Source organism: Mucilaginibacter sp., assembly GCF_028288105.1.
GTDB lineage: Bacteria > Bacteroidota > Bacteroidia > Sphingobacteriales > Sphingobacteriaceae > Mucilaginibacter.
The window spans coordinates 1-20,006 of the sequence record NZ_JAQBOI010000111.1 but is presented as its reverse complement, the minus strand read 5'-3'; the positions used below and the strand labels follow the sequence as shown (position 1 = coordinate 20,006).

Sequence of the window (20,006 nt, the reverse complement as noted above, 5' to 3'; positions counted from 1 at the left end):
ACTACTATATTAGAAAGCCCCGATGTGAATTGGGGCTTTCTTGTTTAACGCTATTTTACCGATATTTGCCGTACATATTTACATGCTATGACGCGATTATCTGTCAATATTAATAAAATAGCTACTCTGCGTAATTCACGTGGGGGTAACAATCCTAATTTGGTACAAGTAGCCAAAGATTGCGAACGTTTTGGCGCGCAGGGAATCACGGTGCATCCACGCCCTGATGAAAGGCATATCCGTTATGATGATGTTTTCGCACTGAAGAAAATAGTGACTACCGAGTTTAACATTGAAGGCAACTGCCAGGAGCAAAAATTTATAGATCTGGTATTGGCCAACAAACCCGAGCAGGTAACCCTTGTGCCCGATGTTTTAGGGCAAATAACATCAAACCACGGTTGGGATACCATATCCAATCAGCAGTATTTAAAGGAGATAATAAAGGTGTTTAAAAATGCCGGCATCCGTGTATCTATATTTGTTGACCCTGTTGTAGAAATGTTAGAGGCGGCCGCAACCACCGGTACCGACCGCATTGAACTATATACTGAAGCCTACGCGCATAACTATTCTGCCGATAAAGAAACGGCAATAGCACCATATGTTAAAGCCGCCGAAACAGCCCAAAAGCTTGGACTTGGCATTAATGCCGGCCATGATCTTGACCTGCACAACCTTCAATATTTCGCTCAAAATATCCCAGCACTGGATGAAGTGAGCATAGGCCACGCCCTTATCAGCGATGCTTTGTATTATGGTTTAGAGAACACTATCCAAATGTATTTAAGGCTGTTGGCTTAACGCAAAATTGTGAGGCTGCCCGATAGCAGGTCGCAAGTCTTAAGGTCGATAATGTAGTAATATACCCCCACCGGTAATGGTTTGCTGTTTAAGGTGCCATCAAACGGCGTGGCATACCCTTTGGATTGGAACACTGTTTTTCCTTCGCGGTTAAATACTTTTATTGTGCCGTTGGTGTAATTTTCTATTCCTTTTATTTTCCAGTAGTCGTTAATGCCATCACCATTTGGGGTAAAGGTGTTGGTTATATCAGTGCCCGATAAACCGGATATTAATACTTTAACCTCCTGGCGCAAGCTTTCACAATTCCCAAAATATTGACTTATATAATAACTGCGATTGTCCTTTACATTCACTTTAAACCTGCCGCTTTGCTGTTCATCAATGGGTGCAGCGTTATTATTATCTTCATATAAACGATAACTATACCTGCTATCCGTATTGCTTACTGATAGCAAAACATCGCCGGGGCTACATAACTGTACATCACTCACATTTGGAGACGGGATAGCGTCTGACTGATCATAAACGGTGTAAACAAAGCCTTGCTCGCAATTTGAGCCATCAGTTACCTTAAGATGATACGTCCCTGCCGGCACATTTAATAGATTTGGTAATGCACCTTTGTTTATACCATTATCATCGGTCCAGATAAAATCAAGCGGGGTTTTACCAGCGGCCAGGATACCTTTGATACTTCCGGTACCGGCAGAGCAATGATCATCATTTACATGAACATTATTTGTAACAACGGTAAGCCCCGGGATACGGTAAATTGAATAACTTATAATGTATTGTTCACAGCCGTTGGTAATGGCATAAATATCATACTTACCGGCATCAATACCGGTAACTATTGGCGTTGACGTAATTACGGCCTGGCCGGTAGCGGGGTTTACCCATTTGTAAGATTCGGGCAATTGAGCCGGTGCATGCTCAAATATCAGTTCGATACTGCCATTGTTCTCATCGCAGGTAGCATCATTAAGCTTTTTGGTAACACCAGAATAACTTACAGGTGCTTCTCTTGTAATAGTATACACCGCGGTTTGTTTGCTACAACCATTATCATTAGCTGCAATTAAATAATAATCACCGGTTGGCATGCCGGTTAGGTTAAGTTCGCTTGAAACTAAATTGTTACCTGTATTATACCAATTATACTTTGTGGCTCCCGTTACCTTTATGTTGCTGATGCCGCCATTATCGTACTGGCAGGTTGCCTTGCTGATTACTTTCCCGATATCATCTATTGTGATGCCATCAATACTCAGTATCTCTATAAGCCCTGTAGAAACCGGCGGACAACCGGTGCCGGTAACCGTTAGCTTATATTTACCGGCAGGTACGCCGGTTAAGTTAATACTATTTCCAAAGCTTACACCCTGTTCGTTAATCCACTCAATGGTGCCTGTACCGGTTATGGTTATGCCCGTAATGGAGCCATCGGAATTATTACAGGTGGCTTTTTGAATTTGTTGGGCGGTGGTATTTATAAGCGGCCCATTGGTATTTATAATCGTTACAGGGCCATATACCTGCGAACAGCTTCTATCTTGGGTGTACACAGTCAAAGTGTATTTACCTGCCTGTACCCCATAAAGGTCTATTGTTGAGCCTGCAATAGTACCATCAGGTTTTGTCCATTCGATTATCATCTCCGGATCGGTTTGTATCCCTGTAATGCTCCCATCATTATTATTGCAGGATGCCGGCGTAATGGTAATGGCAGATGCGTTTATTTGATTAGACGCATCTTTGATTTCGTAAATTGGAGATGTTATTGAACAATAGCCATCACTTATAACTAAATAATATTTACCGGAGGGTACGTTTAATAGATCCTGTGTGTTTATAACGCTGCCGGCCTCGTTATACCAGGTATAAGTAACATCTTTATTAGTTTTTAATCCTTTTATCTCGCCTCCCTGGTTATTGCAGGCCATTTTAATTTTTACATCGCTGTCCGCATTAATAAAACTCAGCGTGGTGAATTCTGAAGTTGAGCCATTTAATGTAGATGACGCAATAATATTGTGGTTTTGTAATGTGCCTGTATAATTCCATTTGCCATTTGCATCTGCCGTAGTAGTTGCAAACAACTGTTCCGGCTCGCAGTTAGAGCAGGTGAGGCTATAATATAGGTCAATCCTTGAACCGGGATTGGCAGTGCCGGATACACTGTTGGCCGTGCGTTTATCCAATATAGCAAATTGATTGAATTGAAAACCTTCTACCCGGTACGGAATAAAGCTGTAATTACATCTGAATATATTATTTACAACCTCTACGTTGGGGCTACCAACATTTAAGATAATGCCACTATTGGTCTGGCTGGGATTTGTATTATCTTGATAAGCGCCGGAAAATATATTTTGATCTTCGGGATTGCTGCCGCCAAAAATACCGCCGCCATTGCAATAACTTATTCTTGCTTGAAACTGCAGCGATCCCAATACCTGTGTGCCTGTAACATCGGTGCCAAATTTATTACCCCTTACTTTAAAAAAGCATGGAACTAAGGAAATGTCGAACCCGGTGCGGCCCGCCAGCACATTTTTTGTGATCTCTACATCCTGTAAATAGTAGCCTGATACAAACAACCCATTGCCGAATTGAGGAGTGTACAAAGTTTTAGTGCCCGTATAGTTTAACCCGATAAAATTATTTGCAACCAAAATCTTACCGGTATTTATATTTAAGTCTACATAGGTAAGTTCGTCATATACAATATTCCCCACACATACATTTCTTTCTGCAGTTGAATTACCCCCTATAGTTAAATTTTTCACCCTGGTTGCGTATATACCAGAAGCTCCGAGTAATGTTAAAGTTTCCCCATCTTCTTCTATCCCTAAAATGTTGCTGCTTATTTTAACGTTCTCCGAGATGGTTTCAATGGTTTCGGAATAGTTTAAATATATGTATATCCCGACGCTAATATTTTTAAAAATATTGCCCTTACCCGGCGCCCCTATTATAATGTCTTTAGCCATTATGGCCCAAATGCCAGACTGTAAGCCTAAATTGGTATTAGCATAAGCGTCAGGGACATTAAACATGAAACCATAGATCTCTACACCCCGTTCTTTTGTAATGCTAAAACAACTTAACATAGTTGCATTTGAATTGGGTATTGCCATGATTTGTACCTTAGCATCACTTACTCCAAATTTTTGCCCCGGCTGTGTGGTGCCATCAACCACCAAGTTAGATGATAAGCCGGGCAAATCAGTTATAAGCGTTATGGTACGCCCGTTTTTGCTCAGATCCGGCAAATTAAAATAAATATAATCTTTAACCGCGCTGCCATTGGCCGCTGCAAGCGTTAAAGCCTCGCGCAGGGTACCGGTGCCGGCATCAGCATTGCTGGTAACTGTAAAAATATCTGCGGAAGCGAGATTACAAAGGAAGAATAGAAAGGCAATTAATAGTAAAAATTTCTTAGCAAACATGATGATATAGGGTATGATAAAGGTATATACTTTCCCTTGTAAAACCAGTGTCACTATCGTATTACCCAATTGTTATTCAATCCCTAATATTGTACCTTTGCCCCTAAATTTTAAGGGACACCCATTTCATGAAGCTGAACGTAGATTACCAGGAAAAATTCCAGCAAAGGCACATAGCGCCAAACCAGGCAGATACCGATAAAATGTTAAAAACCATCGGTGTAAATTCGCTTGATGAATTGATAGATGAGACCGTACCGGCCAGGATAAGATTGAAAAATCCGCTGAATTTACCGGCTGCCAAAAGCGAGTTTGATTATCTGAATACGCTTAAACAAACAGCTTCAAAAAATAAAGTATTTAAATCATATATAGGCCAGGGATATTATGATGTAATTGTTCCCGGCGTTATACAGCGTAATATTTTAGAAAACCCCGGCTGGTACACGCAATACACGCCCTACCAGGCCGAAATTGCACAAGGCCGTTTACAGGCATTGTTAAACTTCCAAACAATGGTTATTGATTTAACCGGAATGGAAATTGCAAATGCATCGTTACTTGACGAAGGCACCGCTGCTGCCGAAGCTATGTTTATGCAATATAGCCTGCGCAAAAATCAAAAAGCTAATGTGTTTTTTGTATCGGAAGAGGTGTTCCCGCAAACTATTGATATTTTAAAAACCCGTAGCGAGCCTTACGGCATAAAATTGGAGATCGGCGATCACCGCACCGCACAATTAACCGACGAGATGTTTGGTGCTATTGTACAATACCCTGCAGGTAACGGTGCCGTTTATAACTATACTGATTTTGCATCGGCACTACACGAAAAAAGCATTAAACTAACCGTTGTTGCCGATATTATGAGCCTTATCCTGTTGACCCCTCCGGGCGAATGGGGTGCGGATATTGTTGTAGGATCTACCCAACGTTTTGGCGTGCCAATGGGCTTTGGTGGGCCACATGCAGCGTTTTTTGCTACTAAAGAAGAGTATAAACGCTCTATCCCCGGCCGTATCATTGGTGTAACTATTGATAGCGCAGGTAACTATGCTTTGCGTATGGCTTTGCAAACCCGCGAGCAGCACATCCGCAGGGATAAAGCAACCTCAAATATTTGTACCGCGCAGGCATTATTGGCTATTATGGCTGGTATGTATGCCGTATATCATGGTCCGCAAGGTTTAAAGCTAATCGCCGAAAGAATTCACGGATTAACCGTTCTTTTAGCTAATTCATTAAAAGAACTGGGTTACGAGCAACTAAACGAAACCTATTTTGATACCCTGAAAATTGAGCTTGGCGTGTTAGCCGGCCCGGTAAAATCAGAGGCATTAAATAACGAGGCTAACCTTAACTATAAGGGTACTGTAGCTACCATCTCTATTGATGAAACTACATCACCAGAGGATATTAAAACTATAGTGCGTTTCTTCGCGAAGGTTAAAGGGAAAAACTTAACCGATGCTAATTACGAAGGGTTTAAAAGTAATATTGAAGGCATTATCCCAACAGAATTACAACGTACATCCGCATTCCTAACACACGGTTTATTCAACTCGCACCATTCGGAGCACGAAATGCTGCGCTACATAAAATCGCTTGAGGCAAAAGATCTTTCACTTTGCCACTCCATGATCGCTTTAGGTTCATGTACCATGAAACTGAATGCTACTACCGAAATGGTACCGGTTACCTGGGCGGAGTTTAGTAAAATGCACCCTTTTGCACCAACCGACCAGGTTGGCGGCTATATGCAGTTATTTGATGAATTGAATAAATGGCTTAGCGAGATCACTGGTTTTGCAGCTATGAGCCTGCAGCCAAATGCAGGTGCGCAAGGCGAATACGCCGGTTTAATGGTTATCCGCGCTTATCATAACGATAGGGGCGATAGTCACCGTAATATTGCTTTGATCCCATCATCGGCACATGGCACCAACCCTGCATCTGCAGCTATGGCCGGGATGAAGATCGTAGTGGTAAAATGCGATGACAACGGTAACATTGATGTTGCCGACATGAAAGCTAAAGCCGAGCAGTACAAAAACGAATTATCATGTTTGATGGTAACTTATCCGTCAACACACGGTGTGTTCGAGGAGTCTATCATTGAGATCTGCGAGATCATCCACCAAAACGGCGGACAGGTTTACATGGATGGCGCTAATATGAACGCACAGGTAGGCTTAACAAGTCCGGCTAATATAGGTGCCGATGTTTGCCACCTTAACCTGCATAAAACCTTTTGTATACCACACGGTGGTGGTGGCCCGGGCATGGGCCCAATTGGTGTGGCAAAACACCTGGTGCCTTACTTGCCAGGCCATGCTGTTGTTGATATTGATAACGGTAAAGCTATCCACGCTGTATCTGCAGCGCCATGGGGTTCTGCATCTATATTGATCATATCACATGCTTACATCGCTATGATGGGGGCTGATGGTTTAACCAATGCAACCCGTTATGCTATATTGAATGCCAACTACATTAAAACGCGTTTAAAAGATCATTACAATGTGTTGTATACAGGTGCTAAAGGCCGTTGCGCACACGAGATGATATTAGATTGCCGTTCGTTCAAGGCATTTGGGGTTGAAGTTACTGATATAGCCAAACGTTTAATGGATTACGGTTTCCATGCGCCAACAGTATCGTTCCCGGTTGCGGGTACGGTAATGATAGAGCCTACCGAATCTGAACCAAAGCATGAGCTTGACCGTTTCTGCGATGCCATGATATCTATACGCCACGAAATTGAGGATGTAGAAAACGGCGTATCAGACAAAACAGATAACCCGCTAAAAAATGCGCCACATACCGCTGCTGTAATTACAGGCAACGAGTGGGAGCACCCATACACCCGTCAAAAAGCGGCTTATCCGTTACCTTATGTTGCGGCATATAAATTCTGGCCGTCGGTTGGTCGTGTAAATGATACTTATGGGGATAGAACGCTGATCTGCTCATGCCCGCCACTAACAGATTATGAGTTTGAAGAAAGTGAAGTAACCACCCCGGAATACGGAACGTGAGAATAGAAGTGCAGATGCAAATAGGCAAATGTACATATCAATAATTTTAACATCAATGGACGAAACTTATGTTTCGTCCATTGATGTTTTTGCGTATATTCAAATAATATAGACATCAATCTTATAATAACTCTACACGGTAAATTACCTGTGTACACACGGGGTGATAATTATAAGTATGACGGCAAAAAAGAATGCGACTATGAAGCAGGAAGCTGCTAAAATTGAGTTCGAGTATAAATTTTAACTATTGTATTATATAACTTTATCAAAAGTTTAACGTTTACAACCTGTAGGAATATAACCTTTTAATTTGCATTTCCGTATAAGAAAGTATGAGCCCTAGTAACGACAAAACAGTAAGTGTTTTATTGGTTGACGACGATGAAATAAACAATTTTATCTCTATAAAATTGATAAAGAAGGCTTTGACCAATTCTGATATTATGGCATGCCTAAATGGGAAATATGCGATTGATCAACTAGCTGAAATTCAGCGGAAAGACCCTGACAAATTGCCGGATTATATTCTGCTGGATATTAATATGCCTATAATGAACGGCTGGGAATTTTTGGATGAATACAAGCGTTTAAACCTTGATCCCCTTGGTAAAAGCAAGATCTATATTATATCATCCTCGGTTTTTAGTAATGATATTAACAAGGCCCGCTCATACCCATTAGTGAAAGATTTTATATCAAAACCACTCAACGTAGAAAAAATAAAAGAGCTTTTTGGAGTATCTCAGAATTAATCAGGCGTAACCACAAACTGCTCGTCCTGGTAACTCACTTTGCCTATTGCTGTTGCCCTTGCATGGTAAAACAGGCAAATGTCTCCCTCTGCGGCAGCTTTTTTACCATACTGGATGCGTAGCTCTGCAGCCCTGTGCCCATCGTAATCATACTTAGCCACAAACTTTCTTATGAGCTGCTCGGGTTCAGGTAATTCATCTCCGCCATAAAAAACTTTTTGCCCTTCTATATCTATCCAAAATACCTGGTGAAATTTGCTGTGCCCTGCAGATAGCTCGTATTGTATGCCTGGTTTATATTCGCCATCGCCATCAACAAAATCAATATCAGCGGTATCTTTTAATGCTTCAAAAATATCTGTATGGTACGATGATGATTTACCAGTTAATCCAAATTCAAACTCCTGACGTTGTATAACATGTTTTGCATGCGGGAAGCTTGGCTCCAATTTGCCGTTACGCTCAACCACTAATCCACCAGAGTGATCGTAGTGCAGGTGTGACATTAAAACCAGGGTCACATCGTCCGGGTCAAAACCTGCATTGCGAATGTGCTGATGCAGCAGTAATTCATCGCGGGTATCTTTATAACCAAGGCCGGCATCCAGTAAAATAAGGTCGTCATTAGTTTTTATAAGAAACGGGTTAACGTGTATGAATAGCGAACCCGGGCGGTCTCGTTTACTATCAGTTTCGGGGTTAAAGGGAATAAATTTTTTAGTAGCATCAACCGAATAGGACCCCTCACCCAGAGCAAAAATTTCCATAGTTATATGTTTATGCAAATATAAGGTGTAACGTTTTATAATCTGCATCGTCTATTATTTAACCACTGTACATACAAGGATTGTTGCATAAATAACACAATAGAAGTCTTTTTCTCTGTGTTCTCAGTGATTTTTCTCTTCGTGTTCTCTGTGGTAAAATCTAAACCTGAAAAATATTTTAAATAAAATTTTGATATACGAAAACTATCGTACATATTTGTACGAAGAAATTCGTATAACTTTAATAACATGGATTTGAAACCGACAGAAAGCGAGCTGGAAATATTACAGGTGATTTGGAAAAAGGGACAATGCAGCGTACGCGATGTGCATGAGGAACTATCAAAAAACAAAGACTCGGGTTATACAACCACTCTTAAATTAATGCAGATAATGCACGAGAAAGGATTGGTTGAACGTGATACAAATGCCAAAACCCATTTGTACAAGGCAGTGATAACCCGCGAGCAGGCACAACAGGGGGCATTGGATAAAATTATCTCGACAGTATTTAAAGGTTCAACATCGGACCTGGTGATACAGGCTTTAGGCCAGCACCGGGCATCAAAAGATGAGATAGACGCGATAAAGAATTTTTTAGACCAGTTTGAGAATAGAGATAATAAGTAGGGATTAGTGTTGGTGATTAGTTAGAGTTTAAGATTTAGATTTTAGAATTTATCATTTTAAGACAATGGAAAACATATTGTATAACATTAGCCAGGTTTTGGGTATCACTATTATCCATTCGTTATGGCAGGGCTTGCTTATTTATTTTCTGTTAAGGGTAGTGTTGTTGTTTGCAGCAGGGCTTTCCGCGTCAAAAAAATATTTGCTTGCAGTAAGCAGTCTGCTGACCATTACGGGGTGGTTTGCTTATACGTTGATCAACCAAATACAATTATACGATTGGTTGGCCAAACCTGCTAACCTGGCCAATATGCCAATAATGCTCAATCTGCCAACAAACATTCAACAGTTTGGCAACCAAACTATCAGATACTATTATAGTATACAAGAGTATCTGCCATATGTTACTGCGGTCTATGTAATAGGCCTCTTACTAAATATGGCAAGGGTAGTATTAGCTCATAGAAAGATCCAGATTATAAAACGCACCATGAGTTTAGGTGTACAGCTACAGCAGCAAATAGGGATCTTCGCCAAAAAACTTAACATCACCAAAAAAGTAAAGGTTGGTTTTAGCCACCTGGTTGATGTGCCATGTATTGTAGGCTATTTTAAGCCTGTTATACTTTTACCTTTTACGCTATCAACCTACCTGGGGTCCGAAGAAATTGAAGCCATATTAATGCACGAACTGGCTCATATTAAACGTAACGATTATATAATTAACCTGCTGCAGCAAGTTATAACCACGTTGTTATTTTTTAATCCGTGCGTGTTACTTATTAATAAAATAATAGGCGAGGAGCGTGAGAACAGCTGCGACGATTTAGTTGTAGATGCCACGCAAAACCCCGTTATGTATGCAAAAGCTTTATTCAAATTAGAGCAAAACCGCCAAAATGAGTTACGGTTAGCGCTGGCTGTAACAGGCAAGAAGTATCATTTATTAAACCGAATTGAAAGAATCATGAAAACTAAAAAACAAATCCCAAGCGTACGGCCAACGTTAGTGGCCATGCTTATATTAACCTTAAGTATTTGCAGCTTAGCCCTGTTTAACCCCGAAATTGCGCAAGGTAAAATATCTGTAAAAGCTATTACCCCCGCGGTAATAAAAAATTTACTGGCCGATACCATTCCTGCCAAAAAAGCTGTGAAAGCTAAAAAGGCTGCAAAGGCGGTTGCGACCAATAAAGCTCTTAGTAAAGAAAAAATAAAGGCAGAACGTAGGTCGGCATATAACTATAATAAAAACTACAATTACCATTACAATAATGGTATGCCCGATGCCGAGTTGGAGCGCCTAAGCAAAGAGGTTGAGAAACATGGCGACGCTATTGGTAAGTACTACGATAGCCCCGAGTTTAAAGCTCAAACCGAAGAAATGGAAAAGCTGGGGAAACAGGTAGATGCCTATTATAACAGCGATAAAGTTAAAGCCGCCACTGCCGCGCAGGAAAAAGCTGCTGCTGAGTTTGATAAACTATATGCAGGAAAAGGTGCTTATAGCGAACAAACAGGCAAACAAATGGAAGCTTTGGGTAAACAAATGGAGCAATACTTTAACTCGGCCGAGTTTAAAGCTACGAACGATAAATTGATGAAAAAATATGGTGTTAGCAACCGTAATTATCACGACGACAAGGACGAGAACTACAAGAAATACCAGGCAGAATTAGATAAAACCCTAACGCCGGAAATAAAACAGGCAACCAAGCAAATGCGCGATCTGGGCGAACAAATGCGCGTCCGTTTTGATAATCCTGATATGCGCAAAGCACAGGAGCAAATGCGTGCAGCAGGCGAGGATATGCGTAATGCATATAACAATCCGGACATAAAAATACAACAGGAAAAAATGCGTAGGGCAGGTGAGCAAATGCGCGGTTATACTGAAAATGGCCAGATTAGGCGGGAGCAAAAGTTATTGCGGGAAGCTTCAGAGAAACTAAGGGCTTATACCAATTCGCCGGAGTTTAAGAAGAAATTAGCCGAATACAGGAAAACGCATCCGGAGGACGTTTACCGCTGGAACAATAACGAGGACGTACAAAAACCCGAAGCTCCGGAAAAACCGGAAGCACCTGAGAAACCCGAAGAGAATTAGTGTATGGTGAGTGTTTGATTTGGTGAATGGGTTTTATAACTACTCACCACTTAACTTAATCAACCACTCACAAATCCTATTAAAATTAGTAATTTAGTATCCTCAAAAAGAGGATACTTTTTTTATGCTTCAAAAGCTAACTATACAAAATTACGCGCTTATAGATAACCTCGAGATCAATTTTGATAAGGGGCTAAACATACTTACCGGCGAAACAGGTGCGGGTAAATCTATCATTTTAGGCGCCCTTTCATTAATTTTAGGTCAGCGTGCTGAGAGCCGTTACTTTTTTAATCAGCAAAAAAAATGTGTGATAGAAGGCTCTTTCAGGATCGCCAATTTTCACCTGAATACATTTTTTGAGGATAACGACCTGGACTATGAAGGCGAGACCGTATTGCGCCGGGAGATATCTGCCGATGGCAAATCGCGCGCGTTTGTGAACGATACCCCGGTTAATTTAACCACCTTAAAACAACTTGGCGAAAAGCTGATAGATATCCATTCGCAGCATGCCACATATGAAATAAACGACCCCGAATTTCAATTGCTGGTGGTGGATGGTGTTGCCGGTCACCACGATTTATTGAGTAGGTACCAGACCAAATATAGAGCGTATAAAAAATCGCTTGCTGCTTTACAGCAACTGATAGAACAAAACGACAAAGCCAAAGCCGACCTCGATTATTACCAGTTTCAGTTTGATGAGTTGGAAAAAGCAGGCATTGCTGCAGATGAACAGGAATTACTCGAAAAAGAATTAGCCAGCCTAAATAATGCCGAAGAAATTAAGCGCAACTTATTGGGTGCGCATTACCTGATGCATGAGGGTGAAACATCGGCCATTATACAGCTGCGCGAGGCTGGCCAGCAACTATCAACCATAGAGCAATATAACCCTGATGTGGAAGACCTGCACGAGCGCCTTAAAAGCACCCTTATCGAACTGAAGGACATTGCTGCCGAGCTGGAAAATATAGAACAACGTACTTTTACCAATGAGGCACGCGCCGAAGAAGTAAATACCCGCTTGAGCCTATTATATAATCTACAAAAAAAGCATCGTGTAAATAGCAATGCCGAATTGCTGGAGATACAGAACGACCTGTCGGACAAGATACAGCAAGCCGTTTTTGGTGATGAAGCGGTAGAAAAACTGCAAAAACAAATTGCTGCCGATAAGCAGGAGTTGGAAGAAATAGCAAAAGACCTATCTGCCAACCGTACCAAAGCTATCCCGGTTATACAGGAGAAAGTATTGGCAAACCTAACCGAAATGGGGATGCCAAACTCCGTATTGCAGATAGAACAAACCGAATTGCAGGAACTGGCCCGGAACGGAGCTGACGCCATTCGCTTTATGTTTTCGGCCAATAAGGGCCACGCATTGGCAGATATGAGCAAGGTAGCATCGGGTGGTGAGTTGAGCCGGTTAATGCTCAGCATAAAGTCTATTATAGCCGAATATACTGCCTTGCCAACCATTATTTTTGATGAGATTGATACAGGTGTGAGCGGCGAGGTAGCCAACAAGGTAGGGCAGGTAATGGAACGCCTATCGCAAAACCTGCAGGTTATTACTATAACCCACCTGCCGCAAATTGCCGGTAAGGGCAAAAGCCATTATTTTGTTTACAAGGATGATGCCGGCAACACCACTTATACCCGTATGAAAAAACTGGATGATAAAGAACGCGTTTTAGAAATTGCCAAGATGCTAAGCGGCGATAACCCCGGCGAAAGCGCATTGCAAAATGCCCGGGAGTTGTTGGCGGGATAAGTTGGCCGTTTTGAGTTGGCAGTTTGCTTGCCTTTAAATGTTAACTGCAAACTGCCTGCCGCAAACTGTAACTGCCCACTGTAAACTGCAAACTAATTTTATAACTTTGCCCCACTTATAAAACTAAAAACAATGGCTTACAATTTATTAAAAGGTAAAAAAGGAATTATTTTTGGTGCGCTTAATGAGCAATCTATAGCTTGGAAAGTGGCACAACGCTGCCACGAAGAAGGTGCCGAAATAGTTTTAACCAATTCGCCGCTGGCATTGCGCATGGGCGAATTAAATAAACTTGCAGAGGAATGTAATGCCCCTGTTATCCCGGCGGATGTAACCAGTAATGATGATATCACCAACCTGTTCACCAAAAGCATGGAACATTTTGGCGGCGGTGTAGATTTTATATTACACTCGATAGGTATGAGCATTAACGTGCGTAAAGGCATTGCTTACACCGATAACAACTACGAATTTACCCACAAGGGATTAGATATATCAGCATTAAGTTTTCACCGTGTATTGCAAACTGCCATGAAAATGGATGCTATAAACGAGTGGGGATCTGTACTGGCATTAACTTACATCGCATCACAACGTGTATTTCCTGACTATAATGATATGGCCGATAACAAGGCTTACCTGGAAAGCATAGCCCGTAACTTTGGTTACCAGTATGGTGTTAAAAAACATGTGCGTATCAATACCGTATCGCAATCGCCAACACGTACTACTGCGGGTAGCGGTGTTAAAGGTTTCGACGGCTTTATTAACTATGCTGAGAAAATGAGTCCGCTGGGTAATGCGGATGCTAACCAGTGTGCTGATTACTGCGTAAGCTTATTTAGCGACCTAACCAAAATGGTTACCATGCAAAACCTGTTTCACGATGGTGGTTTCTCGTTCACCGGTGTAACCGCCGCTGTGATTGAGCAAATGGAAAAATAGTACCCTCTTCCATATAAAAAAATGGAACACCCAAAAATGTCATTTATAAACAGAAAAGGCCGCGATATTCGCAGGCCTTTTCTGTTTAATAGCGGTAAACTTAGTTAGAATCTACCAATACAACTTTAACATAAGCCTGGTCGGGGATAATTGGAGTACCTGTACCATTTGCATTTTGAACATATAATGTTACGTGCCCGGTGTTGTGGGTAAAGCTATAAGTACTGCCATCAAAAACTTCCGGCACCTGTTCCCATGGGGCGTTATCGCCAAAAGCTATATAAACCAATACAGCACCATGTTCATTGGTATACTCATCCAGTTCTGGTATGTTCAAATCAACAGTATTACTGGTACTGTTATACACGGCCCAGTCAGATGATTTTACAGTTTTGATAATTGTAACATTGTTGTTTGGCGCAACAACCGTTTCCTTTTTGCATGATGAAGCAGTAAATACAACTACTACAAGGCATAAAATAGATAATAATTTTTTCATAAAATGATGTGATAAATTGTTTTTTGTAATTATAAAAACTGCTACAAGTACTATATATAACGTTTTTACAATGCTGTTAATATACTATAAGAACAAAATTATCAGAAAAGGTTTAACTAACTAAGAAATTAGTTGTCTTTATTTTAATGAAATGTTTTTTATTCGTCTTTTTTATACTCCCCATAGCTTGTTTTGGCCAGGTAAATATTACCGGTAAAATTGTGAACACGGCAGATAAAAAGCCGGTGGCTAATGCCAGTGTGTTCTTAAGTAATGCTACAGTGGGCGATAAAACCAACGATGATGGCGCCTATGTGCTGCGTAATGTAAAGCAGGGGCAGTACGAACTGGTGGTAACCGTTATTGGCTACGAAACCTACCGGCAAACGGTAATGGCCGGTACGGATAACATAGCCTTGCCGGATATTATACTCACACCCAAAACAACTGAGCTTAAAGAGGTGAGCATTCGGCCCGATCCGGATTGGGAATGGAAATATGACACGTTTAAGCTGGAGTTTTTAGGCTCGTCAGAAATGGCTAAGCAATGCAAAATACTTAATCCCCAAATGGTTGACCTGGACTTTGATAAAGCTACGCGAAAATTAACCGGCTCATCATTTGATTTTTTAGAGATCGAGAACAAGGCTTTGGGCTATCGAATTAAATACCTTTTAACCCAATTTGTTAAAGACTCCAAAAACAATATGCTCTATTATGAAGGATCTACCTTGTTTGAAGAGATGAAAGGATCTGCGCGGGATAAAAACCGATGGTTAAAAAACCGCAAGCTGGCTTATGAAGGTTCGTCGATGCAGTTTTTACGCGGGTTAGTGGGTAATGATATAGGTAGCTATGGTTTTAAAGCGTTAAGGTTGATAAGGAAACCCAACCCGGCCTATAACGGATTAAACGAGAAGTATTTTCAAACCCTGGTGAACGTACCTTTAACTGTTAACTGTAGAAGACTTTACCACCCTAACAGATAAAAAGGGTTTATACGCTTTAAAGTTTACCGATTGCCTGTATGTGATGTATACAAAAAAACGCGATAATGATAATGTCGTATACAGGTCTTTAACTATGCCTAATTATTTAACAACCATATTATCTTTTACCGAGCCTTATGCTTTGTTTGATACTAATGGAGTGATATTAACCCCGTCGGCCGTTAATTTTGAAGGTAATTGGGGTAAAAACCGTGTTGCAGAAATGTTACCGGTTGATTATACGCCCGAAGAAAAGTAACAATTGACAACCTTACAAGAATTCGGGGTTTTGATTAATACAAAAAAAGCCCGCTTGCATAACAAGCGGGCTTTAACTATAGTCCTTTATAAGAATTACTTTTGTTCTTCTTCTTCGGGTTTGGCTTCTTTCTTTTTGTCGATAACCTTTATTTCGTTGGTTTCTTTATCAAAGTCTACCATTAAGGTATCGCCTTCAGTAAGTTCACCTTTAAGTATCTCTTCAGCAATTGGGTCTTCCAGATATTTTTGGATGGCGCGTTTAAGCGGCCTTGCACCAAACTGCGAGTCGTAACCTTTTTCGGCAATAAACTCTTTGGCTGCTTCGGTCAACTCAATTTTGTAGCCCAAGCTATTAACACGACCAAACAGGAAGCCCAGCTCAATATCGATAATTTTGAAGATCTCGTCTTTACCTAAAGAGTTAAATACGATAACATCATCAATACGATTTAAAAACTCAGGAGCAAAAGCCCGTTTTAAAGCGTTCTCTATCACACCACGAGAGTGCGCGTCTGCCTGTGTTGTTTTAGCGCTGGTACTGAAACCTACGCCCTGACCAAAATCTTTTAACTGGCGTGCGCCAATGTTAGATGTCATGATGATGATGGTGTTCCTGAAATCAACCTTGCGGCCCAATGAGTCGGTCAACTGGCCTTCATCCAATACCTGCAGTAATATGTTAAACACATCCGGGTGAGCTTTCTCGATCTCATCCAGTAATACTACCGCGTATGGTTTACGGCGTACCTTTTCGGTCAACTGCCCGCCTTCTTCATAACCTACGTAGCCCGGAGGCGCACCCACTAAACGGGATACCGCGAATTTCTCCATATACTCGCTCATATCAATCTGAATCAGCGCGTCTTCGGTATCAAACATAAAGCGTGCAAGCTCTTTAGCCAGTTCGGTTTTACCCACGCCTGTAGGGCCCAGGAATATAAATGAGCCGATAGGCTTCTTCGGGTCTTTTAACCCGGCACGGGTACGCTGAATGGCACGGGTAAGCTTTTTAATAGCCTCTTCCTGCCCAATAATTTTGCTGGCAATAGTATCAGACATAGCCAATAGCTTAGCGCTATCTGCCTGGCCAACACGCTGTACCGGTATACCGGTCATCATGCTTACTACTTCGGCAACGTTATCTTCAGTTACAGTGTAACGTTTTGATTTTGTTTCAGCTTCCCAAACAGATTTAGCTTGGTCAAGTTCCTCAAGCAAATGTTTCTCGGTATCGCGCAATTTGGCCGCTTCCTCATATTTTTGGCTGCGAACCACCTTGTTCTTTTCGATCTTTATTTGCTCGATCTTGGCCTCAATATCCAGAATTTCCTGCGGAACATGGATATTGGTCAGGTGCACACGTGAGCCAGATTCGTCCAAAGCATCAATAGCCTTGTCTGGTAAAAACCTGTCAGTAATATAACGGGTAGTTAAGCTAACGCAGGCGTTAATAGCCTCGTCGGTATAAGTAACACCGTGGTGCTCCTCATATTTTTCTTTAATACGGTTGAGTATCTCAACGGTTTCATCAGGCGTAGCCGGTTCCACCATTACTTTTTGGAAACGACGGTCTAAAGCGCCATCTTTTTCTATATACTGGCGATATTCATCTAAAGTTGTCGCACCAATGCATTGTATCTCGCCACGCGCTAAAGCTGGCTTAAACATGTTTGATGCATCAAGCGATCCCGAAGCACCACCCGCACCAACTATAGTATGGATCTCATCAATAAATAAAATAACATCAGGTGATTTTTCCAGCTCGTTCATAACGGCTTTCATACGTTCCTCAAACTGCCCGCGGTATTTTGTGCCTGCCACTAACGAAGCAAGATCAAGGGTAACCACGCGTTTGTTAAACAACACACGCGATACTTTACGTTGAACAATGCGCAATGCCAAACCTTCGGCAATGGCACTTTTACCAACACCCGGCTCGCCTATAAGTATAGGGTTGTTCTTTTTACGGCGCGATAATATTTGCGATACGCGTTCAATTTCTTTTTCGCGGCCTACTATTGGGTCAAGCTTGCCTTCTTCGGCAGCTTTGGTAAGGTCGCGGCCAAAATTGTCAAGTACCGGTGTTTTTGATTTAATATCCGAAACTTTTTTAGGCTGGGTGAAAGAATCATCTTCTTTAAAGTCGTCATCCCCACCTGTTGATGAACCTGGCATCTCGTCGGTAACATCATTTTTGTTTGATTCAACTTCGCTTTTAAATACTTCGTAGTTTACATTAAACTGCATCAGTATCTGCGAAGCAATATTATCTTCATCGCGAAGAATAGACAATAGCAAGTGCTCGGTGCCTATAACATCGCTTTTAAAAATTTTAGCTTCAAGGTAAGTTATCTTTAAAACCTTTTCGGCCTGTTTGGTTAACGGGATACTGCCAATGTGTACATTAGTGCCAATTGTTCCTTTTACAGCATCCTCAACAGCACGGCGTAGTTTAGCGGTATCAACGGTTAGCCCCTTTAATAATTTAATTGCCACACCATCACCATCTCGGATCAAGCCAAGTAAAAGGTGCTCTGTACCAATATAATCATGCCCAAGGCGCAACGCCTCTTCCCTGCTGTATTGTATCACATCCTTAACCCGCGGCGAAAATTTAGCTTCCATATATACCTTTCTGATTATGATCGTCCTAATCTATAAATTTGTTTTTATCTGTCAAGACGATTGTTAGAACATTTATCAACAATATTGCCAACTTTTTAGCTTTATAAGAAACAGACATTTTAATGATATAACGCCGGCCAAAATAAAATTCAAATAGGTGGAATTTTGTGTTTAAAACATACAAAACGCCTGATTGTTAATATTTAACGGTAAAAACTTTATTATTTGATACAATGGTCACCAAATAGTTTAAACCAAATACGATTAATATATAATTATTATTGCCAAGCAAGGCAAATAGTCATTGTTTATGACAATACGGCATACCGGGTGGAAAGGTTTGCCATATATAAATAAAACTATAGCAAACCAAGCGATTTACATTGAAAGATACAAATTATAAGATGAATTTATGGTGAAAACTTATTCACCATCTGGTTTTCAATCCTATATTTGTCTCCTCTAAATATAACCATACAATGGCAGACGAGAAGATCATATTTTCAATGGCAGGGGTAAGCAAAGTTTACCCACCACAAAAAACAGTATTAAAGAATATTTACCTGTCGTTTTTTTACGGCGCAAAAATTGGCGTTATCGGTTTAAACGGTTCGGGTAAGTCTTCCTTGTTGAAAATTATTGCCGGTATCGATAAGACAAATATAGGTGAGGTTGTGTTTTCGCCGGGTTACACCGTTGGCTACCTGAGCCAGGAACCCGAGCTTGATCCCAATAAAACAGTTAAAGAGATCGTAGAGGAAGGCGTTGCCGAAACTACCGCGCTTTTAAAAGAATATGAAGAGATAAACGAGAAATTTGGCCTGGAAGAGTATTATGGCGATGCCGATAAAATGGATAAGCTGATGGCCCGCCAGGGCGAATTGCAGGATAAAATAGACGCGGTTAACGCCTGGGAGCTTGACGTAAAGTTAGAGCGCGCCATGGATGCCCTGCGCTGCCCCGAGCCTGATGCCAAAATTTCGGTACTATCAGGTGGTGAGCGCCGCCGTGTGGCTTTATGCCGTTTGCTTTTACAGGAACCTGATGTTTTATTGCTGGATGAGCCTACCAATCACCTGGATGCAGAATCGATAGACTGGTTGGAGCAGCACCTTAAACAATATAAAGGAACCGTTATTGCCGTAACACACGATAGGTATTTCCTTGATAACGTTGCCGGTTGGATCCTGGAACTTGATCGTGGCGAAGGGTTACCGTGGAAAGGAAATTACTCTTCATGGCTGGAGCAGAAATCCAAACGTTTAGCGCAGGAAGAGAAAAGCGAAAGTAAACGCCAGAAAACACTGGAGCGCGAGCTGGAATGGGTACGGATGGGGGCGAAGGGCCGTCA

14 protein-coding genes are annotated in these 20,006 nt (G+C 41.4%); 10 read left to right on the top strand and 4 right to left on the bottom strand.

All coding sequences use genetic code 11. The features are described 5' to 3' along the window. The first annotated feature begins 87 nt into the window (after window positions 1-87). The gene (locus JWQ85_RS07935) at window positions 88-804 is read left to right on the top strand and encodes a pyridoxine 5'-phosphate synthase (RefSeq protein ID WP_299466545.1); all 717 of its coding nucleotides are present in this window, start codon (window positions 88-90) and stop codon (window positions 802-804) included. On the opposite strand, the gene JWQ85_RS07930 is transcribed toward JWQ85_RS07935, so the two are convergent. Then, window positions 801-4,259 (bottom strand): gliding motility-associated C-terminal domain-containing protein, encoded by a 3,459-nt coding sequence (locus JWQ85_RS07930; RefSeq protein ID WP_299466542.1) that lies wholly within the window; start codon window positions 4,257-4,259, stop codon window positions 801-803. The two genes, JWQ85_RS07935 and JWQ85_RS07930, sit on opposite strands and share 4 nt — an antisense overlap. A 128-nt stretch (window positions 4,260-4,387) precedes the next feature. On the opposite strand from JWQ85_RS07930, the gene gcvP reads away from it, so the two are divergent. Both gcvP and JWQ85_RS07920 read left to right on the top strand, forming a co-directional pair. Then, window positions 4,388-7,297, top strand: coding sequence for an aminomethyl-transferring glycine dehydrogenase (gene gcvP, locus JWQ85_RS07925; protein ID WP_299466540.1), 2,910 nt, complete (start codon window positions 4,388-4,390; stop codon window positions 7,295-7,297). 335 nt (window positions 7,298-7,632) lie between these two features. Next, window positions 7,633-8,052 (top strand): response regulator, encoded by a 420-nt coding sequence (locus JWQ85_RS07920; protein WP_299466537.1) that lies wholly within the window; start codon window positions 7,633-7,635, stop codon window positions 8,050-8,052. Here JWQ85_RS07920 and JWQ85_RS07915 read toward each other — a convergent pair. Then, complete coding sequence (locus JWQ85_RS07915) at window positions 8,049-8,819, bottom strand: MBL fold metallo-hydrolase (RefSeq protein ID WP_299466534.1); 771 nt, start codon at window positions 8,817-8,819, stop codon at window positions 8,049-8,051. The two genes, JWQ85_RS07920 and JWQ85_RS07915, sit on opposite strands and share 4 nt — an antisense overlap. A gap of 249 nt (window positions 8,820-9,068) precedes the next feature. Here JWQ85_RS07915 and JWQ85_RS07910 point away from each other — a divergent pair, with 249 nt between their 5' ends. The 4 genes from JWQ85_RS07910 (at window position 9,069) to JWQ85_RS07895 (ending at window position 14,281) form a co-directional block, all read left to right on the top strand. Next, window positions 9,069-9,449 (top strand): BlaI/MecI/CopY family transcriptional regulator, encoded by a 381-nt coding sequence (locus tag JWQ85_RS07910; RefSeq protein ID WP_299466531.1) that lies wholly within the window; start codon window positions 9,069-9,071, stop codon window positions 9,447-9,449. A gap of 64 nt (window positions 9,450-9,513) precedes the next feature. Then, window positions 9,514-11,556 carry a M56 family metallopeptidase gene (locus JWQ85_RS07905; RefSeq protein ID WP_299466528.1) on the top strand — a complete coding sequence of 681 codons (2,043 nt, stop codon included), beginning with the start codon at window positions 9,514-9,516 and terminating at the stop codon, window positions 11,554-11,556. Between the two features lie 124 nt (window positions 11,557-11,680). Beyond that, complete coding sequence (gene recN, locus JWQ85_RS07900; protein ID WP_299466525.1) at window positions 11,681-13,336, top strand: DNA repair protein RecN; 1,656 nt, start codon at window positions 11,681-11,683, stop codon at window positions 13,334-13,336. Between the two features lie 132 nt (window positions 13,337-13,468). Then, a complete protein-coding gene (locus JWQ85_RS07895; protein WP_256540225.1) occupies window positions 13,469-14,281 on the top strand; it encodes an SDR family oxidoreductase in 813 nt (270 codons plus the stop codon). A gap of 100 nt (window positions 14,282-14,381) precedes the next feature. Here JWQ85_RS07895 and JWQ85_RS07890 read toward each other — a convergent pair whose 3' ends face one another. Beyond that, window positions 14,382-14,780, bottom strand: a complete 399-nt coding sequence (locus JWQ85_RS07890; protein ID WP_299466515.1) for a hypothetical protein — start codon at window positions 14,778-14,780, stop codon at window positions 14,382-14,384. A 146-nt stretch (window positions 14,781-14,926) separates the two neighbouring features. On the opposite strand from JWQ85_RS07890, the gene JWQ85_RS07885 reads away from it, so the two are divergent. Next, window positions 14,927-15,769, top strand: coding sequence for a carboxypeptidase-like regulatory domain-containing protein (locus JWQ85_RS07885; protein ID WP_299466513.1), 843 nt, complete (start codon window positions 14,927-14,929; stop codon window positions 15,767-15,769). Between the two features lie 94 nt (window positions 15,770-15,863). Then, on the top strand, window positions 15,864-16,028 hold the full coding sequence (locus JWQ85_RS07880) for a hypothetical protein (RefSeq protein WP_299466510.1): 165 nt from the start codon (window positions 15,864-15,866) through the stop codon (window positions 16,026-16,028). Window positions 16,029-16,123: 95 nt separating this feature from the next. On the opposite strand, the gene JWQ85_RS07875 is transcribed toward JWQ85_RS07880, so the two are convergent. Then, complete coding sequence (locus tag JWQ85_RS07875; RefSeq protein ID WP_299466507.1) at window positions 16,124-18,655, bottom strand: ATP-dependent Clp protease ATP-binding subunit; 2,532 nt, start codon at window positions 18,653-18,655, stop codon at window positions 16,124-16,126. A 479-nt stretch (window positions 18,656-19,134) separates the two neighbouring features. On the opposite strand from JWQ85_RS07875, the gene JWQ85_RS07870 reads away from it, so the two are divergent. After that, window positions 19,135-20,006 (top strand): ATP-binding cassette domain-containing protein (locus JWQ85_RS07870; RefSeq protein WP_299466504.1); only part of this gene is annotated, 872 nt, incomplete at its 3' end.